Annotated in this window: 5 protein-coding genes; 2 read left to right on the top strand and 3 right to left on the bottom strand. The window is 32.6% G+C overall.

The window, feature by feature from the left end; genetic code table 11:
• The first annotated feature begins 648 nt into the window (after window positions 1-648).
• Entirely contained in the window at window positions 649-1242 is a 594-nt protein-coding gene (locus J6D32_RS06400) for a chromate transporter (protein WP_006783215.1), read from the top strand.
• A gap of 4 nt (window positions 1243-1246) precedes the next feature.
• Entirely contained in the window at window positions 1247-1813 is a 567-nt protein-coding gene (locus J6D32_RS06395) for a chromate transporter (protein ID WP_006783216.1), read from the top strand.
• On the opposite strand, the gene J6D32_RS06390 is transcribed toward J6D32_RS06395, so the two are convergent.
• The 3 genes from J6D32_RS06390 to J6D32_RS06380 all read right to left on the bottom strand — a co-directional run bounded on the left by J6D32_RS06390 (window position 1810) and on the right by J6D32_RS06380 (window position 7731).
• Entirely contained in the window at window positions 1810-2673 is an 864-nt protein-coding gene (locus J6D32_RS06390; protein ID WP_006783217.1) for a LysR family transcriptional regulator, read from the bottom strand. The two genes, J6D32_RS06395 and J6D32_RS06390, sit on opposite strands and share 4 nt — an antisense overlap.
• Before the next feature lie 655 nt (window positions 2674-3328).
• The gene (locus J6D32_RS06385; protein WP_009606217.1) at window positions 3329-4639 is read right to left on the bottom strand and encodes a conjugated bile salt MFS transporter; all 1311 of its coding nucleotides are present in this window, start codon (window positions 4637-4639) and stop codon (window positions 3329-3331) included.
• A 692-nt stretch (window positions 4640-5331) separates the two neighbouring features.
• Window positions 5332-7731 carry a type IA DNA topoisomerase gene (locus J6D32_RS06380; protein ID WP_155228092.1) on the bottom strand — a complete coding sequence of 800 codons (2400 nt, stop codon included), beginning with the start codon at window positions 7729-7731 and terminating at the stop codon, window positions 5332-5334.
• Between the last annotated feature and the right edge of the window lie 138 nt (window positions 7732-7869).

Here is a 7869-nt window from a genome sequence, read left to right as displayed (position 1 = left end):
ATTGGTTTTTAAATTCATCTGTATACGTACGGCGTGGTCTACGAGTTTTAGTTTGGGTCATGTTAAAGCTCCTTTAGATTGATATTATTTATAATTCTACATGACCTTAAAAAAACTGTCTAATTAATTGTAACCTATCCACAAGTTCTCATACGTAATATTTACATAAAAAAACATATCTAAGAACAGAAACTCATTCTGAGGTTAGATATGTTTTTTTTATGATCAGTGATTTCAATTCTTTTTATCCTATATTTCAAGGTTAGAAAGTCCTACTATAAACTGTAATCTAATGATGAAATTGTATCCATGGTGACAGTCACCCCTCCCACGAACACAATTACGATTACATTTAGCCAAAAATAAGATAAGCTAATCGGCTAATCCATCACTTAGTCCGTTAGAAATAACCTTTTTCTTCTAGTCAGATGATTTAACAACTTGATATCTAATCTCTCATTTACTTTAAGATTAGTCGTTTATCCTTCGTATTCAAACAAACAATGATGATTTTCCACCACTTCTTAATATTTTTTACCATAGGTATTTACTTATATATTTAATAATATATATGTATTTAACTTATAGAATAATAAATCGTATACTAATTATTGTAAAAAATAAATACTTTAATAAGGAGAGTTTAAGATGCACAATAAAAAAAAGGATTGGAAAATCTTATGGGAATTATTTAAATCTACCTTCATTTTAAGTGCTTCAACATTTGGTGGAGGTTTCGTTATTGTCTCGTTAATGAAAAAGAAATTTGTTGAAGAATTAGGCTGGTTAGAAGAAGATGAAATGCTTGATATTACAGCTATTGCACAATCTTCGCCTGGACCTATCCCAATTAATGCATCTGTCATTTTAGGATATCGTATGCAAGGAATTTTAGGCTCAATCGTTGCAATTGTTGGAACTTCAATTCCACCAATTGTCATTATCTCAATTATTTCATTATTCTATACACAATTTAGAGAAAGTAAAGTGATCGCAACGGCATTAATGGTAATGCGCGCAGGAGTAGCTGCCGTTATTTGTGATGTTGTTATCAAATTGGCTCAAAATGTTATTAAAACCAAAAATGCGGTATATATTTCATTAATGGTCATTACGTTCATTATGACTTACGTACTTGATATTAGTGCAATGACAGTTATTTTCTTATGTCTTGCAATTGGCTTTTTAAATCTTTTTATCGATTTAAAAAAATCTAAAAAACAAGGTATAGAGGGGGCGTAGATTAATGAATATTATCTGGATTTTATTTTTGAGTTTTATTCAAGTCGGTTTATTTAGTGTAGGTGGTGGATATGCAGCACTCCCATTAATTCAAAACCAAATTGTTAATATCCAAGGGTTAATGACCCTTCCTGAATTCGCCGATTTAGTAACTATTGCTGAAATGACACCTGGTCCTATTTCAATCAATGCTGCAACATTTGTTGGAACAAAATTAAATGGATTACCTGGTGCACTTATTTGTACTTTAGGGGTTATTATTCCATCGTTTATTATCTGTTTAACACTTGCGCACTTTTACTACAAATATCGTAACTTCTCAGGCGTTCAAACAATCTTATCTAGTTTACGTCCAGCTGTTGTTTCACTAATTTCATCAGCAGGTTTATCTATTTTAACATTAGCATTATTCCAAGCTGAGAAACATGAAATTATCTTATCTAACTTCCGTATTGTTGAATTTGCTTTATTCGTAGGAGGTTTAGTTGCTCTTCGTAAATTCAAGTTAAGTCCAATTCCAGTTATTTTCGGATCAGGTCTAATTGGAACAATCATCTATATGATTTTTTAAAGAATCTCTAAAAAACATTTTAAAGATTTAGACATAAATTTATTTTTATGGTACACGACAAATATTTCTCTAAACATAGATACTTCTTTTAGAGAAACTTCATGGAGTGTACCTTTTTTCAATTCTCGCTCTACCATAAGACGAGATAACACAGCTAATCCTCTTGATTCCAGTACTGCATCCTTAATTGCCCCCGTATCTGTACTACTCCATTTAATATCGACTTCTATCTGATTACTTTTCAGAATATTATCAAAAATTGTTTTACTTCCACTTCCCTCTTCACGAGAAATAATAGCCTCTCCTTGAAGTTCTTCAATACTAATTTCATCTCGATTATAAAATTTATGCCCTTTTCCAACTACCATAATTAACTTATCCTGATAAACAGGTTTCGAAATCAAATCTTTACTGGTCACGGTTCCCTCAACTAAGGCAACATCTAGTTCACTATCTAATAACATTTTTTCAATTTCCTTTGTATTACGAACATAAATCTGCGTTGTTATTTTATTATTTTCTTCTTCTAAATCATCCAGAATATGATTTAACAAACAACTTCCTACAGTAATAGATGCTCCAATACGCAAAGCAATATTGTCCGATTTATTCTTCATCATCGTTTCCATCTCATCAAAGGATTGAACAATATGAGTTGCATATCTTAATAAATACTCTCCACTTTCTGTCAAATATAACTTTTTTGATAAACGCTCAAATAATTTCACTCCATAATAATGTTCAATTTCTTTAATTGCTTGGCTAACCGATGGTTGTGTAATGAACAACTTCTCTGCCGCTGCACTCATATTCTTAAGTGATGCAACCATGATAAAAATTCGCAAATGTCTAATGCTCATACTATCTACTCCTCCTATCATAAACTTAAACCCTTTATAAAAAAACATTGAATCTTTAAGCTTTCATATATCCCGATAACTCTATTCATGAATTTCTTTTATCTTAGATGTCTGCGAATCCATCTTATAGAAATAATAAAAATTGAATCGATCAGGCATCTCTTTTAAATACAACCATAGACTACACTATTATATTAACATTAGAGTCCATCTGTGCAAGTTGTAATTTTCAGTGCTATTCATTTTTGTGATCATCATGACTTCTTAATTGACAGTATTAAATTAATCAGTTTAGACTCCAACAGAAAAAGATACTTAATTAAATGAATAAATATATTTAATCAGAAAACGTGAAAAATCTTATACTTTAGTCAACTTGATACGTTTAATTTAATTTTTTAGTTCATATAGAATTATACCAAAAGCTTTCTAAATTCAAACCGCTTATCGTAATCAAAATTTAATAGAAAGTGGATACTCATCTCCACCTTCATCACCTGTATTCATCGAGGATAATATCCCTTAAAGGGAACAGGCCCCCGCTCACAATTGTTGCAAAGAAATTGTACAAAAGAAAAACCATTATCTGAGTTCAGATTAAATCTGATTTGAGATAATGGTTTTTCTTTGATAATCGCTCTAAAATATTTTTTTATTAAGAAATTCTTTTCGTTTCACGAACATTTTTTTCTTTATTCATTTTAAGTATAGATAAAGAAGCAATTAATAGTCCTGCATACGCAATAACAGCAAATATAATCGAAGAAGTCCATGCTGTTGCCCATCCTGCCTTCTCTAAAATAAGACTGAAAATTGGGGTACCGACAGCAAAGCCAACGGCAAAGAATAATTGGATAAATCCAAGAATAGATCCATAGTCTCGATCTCCAAATAGTGAGCTTGTCATATAGGAAGGTCCCATGACATAAGAAAACATTGAGATTCCGAATGCACCTGTAAAGAGGTATCCAAGTGCATTTATTTTTCCGACAAATAATAAGCATAACCCTGCTATAATGACTAAAGTTCCGGCCAATAGGAATGATTTTGATAATCCTAGTTTATCAAAAAGAATCCCACCCAAAATGTTACCAAAGATCGAAAATAATCCGAACATAGAGGCTAATGTAGCTGATGAAATCAGTAATATTTTCTTTTCTTCTAAGCTTTGGAAATAAGGAATGAATTGTAAAGCAAATCCACTAACATAGAATCCGATGAAGATAAAAGAAGCCGCTATTAGCCAAAATTGAGGCATTTTAGTTGTTTCACCTACTGTATATCCCCAACTTATATGATGGGCTACATCTTCTTGCCCTTCTAATTTTTTCTTAGGAGCATTTGCGGCTAATTCATCTGCTGATTTAGGCAATCTGACAAGAAATATAGAGATTAATAATGAACCAATTAGTGCGATGAGTCCAAATCTTAAATAAGCTCCTTTATATCCTATATTTGGGTCAGTTAACCATTTACCTGCTAACGTTTGAAGAACTATATTACCTATTCCTCCACCGCAGAAGGCAATCCCAAGTGCTCTCCCCTTATTAACCTTAAACCAGGCATTTATCAGTGTAGGAACTCCAATTGCAGAAACAATAGCATTTCCGACTTGAACGATGGCAGCTATTATATAATAAGCAATTAGTTTATTGCCAGCTAGTGAGTATAACATAAATCCACCGCCGACAAATATAGAACCGATGATAAATAATAGTTTAACATTGACTTTAGTAAATATTTTTCCTATAAAAGGCGAACAAATAGCAGATACAACAGTCCCAATCGTAAAGATTAGGGTAAAGGATGCATAACTAAACCCTTCTCCATTAACAACATAGTTTGTAAAAGTAGGGGGTAAGTTAGAGGCGACTCCAAATGGTATGGCTTGAATAAGTAAACATGCTGCAACAATGACCCACCCATAAAAGAATTTATGTTGTTTGTTATTATTGAGAGTACTCATAAGTTAAATTCCTCCTTCATTAAAACCGACATATTTTTTATCAAGTAAATACGCTATCCATTGAAATATTTATGATTTAAATAAATTATTTCAATTAATTATAGTTTTAACAATAAGAGTAAAAAAATGTATTTTCAATTGATATATATCAAATTAAATATGACGAAAAATTTCTAAATAGGATTTAAGAGTATAGAATAAAGTTCTAGAAAATTAAAGTAATATCATTCCACGATTTCATGCGAATCGACCTTCATCTCATTCGATTTTTTAACAATGAAGGTTGTACTTACAAAAGATAGCTATTGAATCTTTTCATGCCACACTAATCTCAAGATCCCCATGGGATGGTCAACTCTAAACTAAACAACTTTTTTGTTACTAGAATAGATTTACTAATTTAAAATAAACGATGTAGATTTCAACCTGACTATCTAACAGAGCGAAATTTAATAATAATAATTATATAAGATATATTTATTTTTAATAATAGCTCTCGCTTGCCTCTTAATAGTGGATTATTTCCCTCTTGATTGGTAAGTATTCTCGCTCCATATTTAACATTGTTTAACTTCTGCTGGCTGATTATAAATAGAGCAACATAATAAAAAAGATTAATCTGACTGTCGTAACTACTGACTAAGTTGAGATTAATCTTTTTTATTTAGAAAATTGATGATTTTCGTTTATTTTTATATTCGTTTAAATTTCATTTTTTTCGTTGGAACATCGAGATATAAAACCCCCTGAGCAACCGTTCCATCGGTGAAGGTGACTTGTTTTGGTTCCGTTGTCTGCCCCCTTAACATTTGCTCCACATTTTCAATGGAAATCGGAGCACCAAAATAGGTTTTTCCGATAATAAATTGACAGCTTTTTTTATATTCAGGGCACATATAAAAGTTCCCTGTTTCATTTAATGTATTTCCACAGCTCGGACACTTTAAATGCAATTGTTTGGTTGGAACTTTAGGTCCTTCATCTTCAAAATGGAAAACCACTTGTTGTTTTTCAGCACTATAAATCAGGGCTGCTTTCCATGTTTTTTTCTCACCATTCGCCGCTACTTTTTTAAAGGTTAGGATATTACTTGGTTTTCCTTGAAGAATTTTTTTCATATTGGCTTCTGAAATTTTCGTGCCAAGAATCGCTTTCCCACTAATAAAATCGCACGTTTTTTTATACTCCGTACAATAATAATAATTTTTACCTGCCGCTACCTTCTGACCGCATTTTGGACAGTTTCCAATCAACTTAATTTCAGAGTTTGTATACGTCGCTGCTACTCCATGAATTTGATACGTCATTTGTTTAAACTCTTCTGTGGCAACTTTAATATACTCAATCATTTCATGCCAAAACGTCATCGGTTCTAGCTGACAAGCTTCAATTGATTTTAATTTTTGTTCCCACTGTGCTGTTAATTCAGGAGAAGCAACGAGATGCCCGTTTAAATTTTGAATGATTGAAATTCCATAATCAGTGGCATAGAACGTTTTCTTTTTACGTTCAATCATTTTTAAATTAATTAATTTTTCAATAATCGAACCACGCGTTGCCGGAGTTCCAATTCCTTCACTCGATTTTAAAACATCTTTTAAATCTTTATCCTCTAGAAAACGTCCCGCATTAATCATTGCCTCAAGAATCGTGGCATCGTTATAGCGGCTTGGGGGAGTTGTGGCCTTCTCTATTAGTGTTGTTTCGGTTAAAGAAACCGGCTGATTTTCTAAAAGTGATGGCAAACTATTTTCACTAAATTTGGTTTTATATAAAACAGTATATCCCTTATCAACGACTTCATTTCCATTTGTCTTAAATTTTCGTCCACTACAATTTGTAATCACCGATGTTTTATTCACGACACTTGGAGGCATAAAAATAGCCACAAAACGCTTGGCTACTAAACTCATAATTTGTTGTTGTCGTTTGCTTAAGCGATTAAAATCTACTGGTTTCCCTGTTGGAATGATGGCGTAGTGATCACTAACCTTACTATCATCAACATACTTTTTATTTCTTGCCGTTTTCTCGATGACTCCCGCTTCATCTAAAATCGGCTGTACATACTTCAAAACATCCGGAATCTCTTTAATCGCCGCCAATAGTTGCGGGAATCGCTTCGCTTCATCTTGTGTGATATACGCTGAATCAGTACGCGGATAAGATAAGTATTTAGCTTCATAGAGTTCTTGAACAATGTCTAATGTTTCAGACATCGTAAAACTATACACCTTATTTGCCTCGCGTTGCAAATCAGCCAATGAATGCAAACTTGGAGCGTATTTCTTCTCCACCTTTTTTTCAACCTTTTCAATCATTCCTACATTCGGTAAGCTTTGAATTAACGCATCCGCTTTTTCTTTATCAAAAAACTTCGTTTCATTTTCATTATCATGATCGAAATACGTTCCTTTATACTCACCAAAATCAGCTTCAATTTCCCAAAATGGCTTCGGTTTAAAATCTTTTAACTCCATCTCACGCTGTGCAATCATATTTAATACGGGCGTCATCACACGTCCAAGTGGTAAAGCTTTACGTTGATTAGCCCCTATTGAAAAGGCACGCGTAAAATTCATCCCAATGAGCCAATCAAAATCAGCTCTTAATTTACTCGCATGAATCATATTTTTTAAACGTGGGGTATTCAAATCATCTTCCATGTGATTTAAGGCATCCATAATCGCCTGTTCTGTCATTCCATTATTCCAAAAACGTTTCACAGGCAAACGACAACCTAAGCTTTCATAAACCGAGTGAAATATTAATTGTCCCTCACGCCCCGGGTCACAACAGTTAATCAAATAATCATAGTTTCCCAATTCAATTGTTTTCTTAATATCTTGATAAATGTTGAAATAATCACCATTTTCAATGACCTTATATTTAAATTTTGATGGAATCATCGGCAATGTTTTTAAATCCCACTTTTCCCACTCCGGTGTATAATCACCCGGTGCAAGCAACGTCATCGTATGCCCTCGAAATGATTTAAAATCAATTTGGTCCGGAAAATTCATCATTTTATAAACAGCCTGAACTTCTCTCATTAATGACGGTTTTTCAGCAATCAATAAAGCTCTCGCCATGTTGAACCGCCTCCTTTTTTAAACGTATCCTTTTGTTTTTTAAACACAGAAGAATATTATATCACTGATAATCAAAAATTTCACATTGAAATTTTAAAGTTTCATTTGATACCTATCAAAAAAGCATCTCTTGATTTA

The organism is Turicibacter sp. (assembly GCF_017941855.1).
In the GTDB taxonomy this organism is placed as follows: Bacteria; Bacillota_I; Bacilli_A; order MOL361; family Turicibacteraceae; genus Turicibacter; species Turicibacter sanguinis.
Note: the sequence above shows the minus strand (reverse complement) of the source record. Positions and strands in the feature narration are given on the sequence as shown.

Coding starts and splice junctions, on each gene's coding strand:
- J6D32_RS06400 (WP_006783215.1), top strand. CDS start 649: ATGCACAATAAAAAAAAGGATTGGAAAATCTTATGGGAATTATTTAAA.
- J6D32_RS06395 (WP_006783216.1), top strand. CDS start 1,247: ATGAATATTATCTGGATTTTATTTTTGAGTTTTATTCAAGTCGGTTTA.
- J6D32_RS06390 (WP_006783217.1), bottom strand. CDS start 2,673: ATGAGCATTAGACATTTGCGAATTTTTATCATGGTTGCATCACTTAAG.
- J6D32_RS06385 (WP_009606217.1), bottom strand. CDS start 4,639: ATGAGTACTCTCAATAATAACAAACAACATAAATTCTTTTATGGGTGG.
- J6D32_RS06380 (WP_155228092.1), bottom strand. CDS start 7,731: ATGGCGAGAGCTTTATTGATTGCTGAAAAACCGTCATTAATGAGAGAA.